This window comes from Methylobacterium symbioticum (assembly GCF_902141845.1).
GTDB lineage: Bacteria > Pseudomonadota > Alphaproteobacteria > Rhizobiales > Beijerinckiaceae > Methylobacterium > Methylobacterium symbioticum.
In genome coordinates, this window is sequence record NZ_CABFPH010000226.1 from 1 (window position 1) to 1,582 (window position 1,582).

Annotated in this window: 1 protein-coding gene; it reads left to right on the top strand. The window is 68.9% G+C overall.

What is annotated here, in order from left to right; genetic code table 11:
• Positions 1–23 precede the first annotated feature (23 nt).
• On the top strand, positions 24–1,582 hold a 1,559-nt coding region (locus MET9862_RS28970; RefSeq protein ID WP_142586312.1), incomplete at its 3' end, for a porin.

Below are 1,582 nucleotides of genomic sequence, written 5' to 3' on the forward strand. Positions count from 1 at the left end.
TCTCGAAGCTTTTGGAGATATCGATGAAGCTCTTGAAGAGCTCCCTTCTCGGATCGGCTGCGGCCTTCGCCGCCGTCGCCGCCGCCCAGGCCGCCGACCTTCCGGTCAAGAAGGCGGCTCCGATCGAGTACGTCCGCGTCTGCTCCGCCTACGGTGCCGGCTTCTTCTACATCCCCGGCACCGATACCTGCCTGCGCCTCTCCGGCCGCGCCCGCTTCGAGTACGGCTACCAGGCCCCGCTCTCCCGCGGCGCCGGCAACGGTGACTACAGCGGCTACCGTAGCCTCGCCCGCATCAACCTCGATGCCCGCACCCAGACCGCCTACGGCACCCTGCGCGCCTTCGTCCGCCTCGAGACGGCGAGCCGCAGCGGCTTCCCGGGCCTGAACTCGGGCACCCAGAACCGCATCGCCAACGCCTTCCCGGCGCTCGGCGTCGACGGCTTCGGCCGCGTGCAGCAGTACTTCAACACGGACAAGGCCTTCGTGCAGTTCGCCGGCTTCACCGCCGGTCGCGCGTCCTCGTTCTTCGACTTCTACGCCCACGACTTCGAGATCCAGGCCGGCACCCTCGGCTCGGACGTCGCCTCGACCAACCTCGCGGCCTACACCGCCACCCTCGGCAACGGCTTCTCGGCCACCATCTCGATGGAAGATCCGAGCTTCCGCCGCACCCCGACCTACTCGCCGGCCACTGTCGCCGCCGCCGCCGCGGTGCTCGGCAATTCCAGCCTGCAGACCTTCGCGATCACCCAGTCGCCGGCCCCTGTCTTCCTCGGCTACAACGCCGCCGGCCTGCCGGTCGGCCTCGGCTTCGTGGACGTGATCGAGCGCAACCGTCTGCCCGACTTCGTCGGCGTGCTGCGCTACGACCAGCCCTGGGGCTCGGCCCAGATCTCGGCCGCCGTGCACGAGATCAACGCCGGCACCGTCAACTCCGCCGCCGCCCAGATCGTCGGCGCGAACCCCGGCACCCTCGGCCGCACGGCTTCCGAGTACGGCTGGGCGGTCCAGGGCGGCCTGAAGGTCAACCTGCCCTTCATCGCCCCGGGCGACACCCTGTACCTGCAGGGCGCCTATGCCGAGGGCGCGCAGATGTACACCGGCGCGTCCGCCTGGGCGGGCTCGTACATCCAGCAGGCCACCTCGCTGCAGGGCGCGCCGTTCTCGCAGTTCTTCAGCGACGCGGTGCTCAACCCGCTCAACAACCGCCTCGAGCTGACCCAGAGCTTCACGGTCGTGGCCTCGCTGCTGCACTACTGGAACCCGACCCTGCGTTCGGCCCTGTTCGGCTCGTACGGTGAGGTCGCCTTCGCTCCGGGCGCGCGCGCTGCTCAGGCCTCCTATAACGGCCTGGCCATCGGCGGCATCTCGAACATCGGCACGTTCGGCTCGGCCTACTACAACCTGAACCAGATCCTGCGCGACACCTACGCCTTCAACGTCGGTGGCAGCCTGATCTGGTCGCCGGTGAAGGACCTCGATATCGGTGTCGAGGGCGTCTACCAGAACTACGGCGTCCAGAGCGGTCGCGTGATCGATCTGAACCGGACGCCCGGCGCGACCTCGGCCGCCGGCTTCAA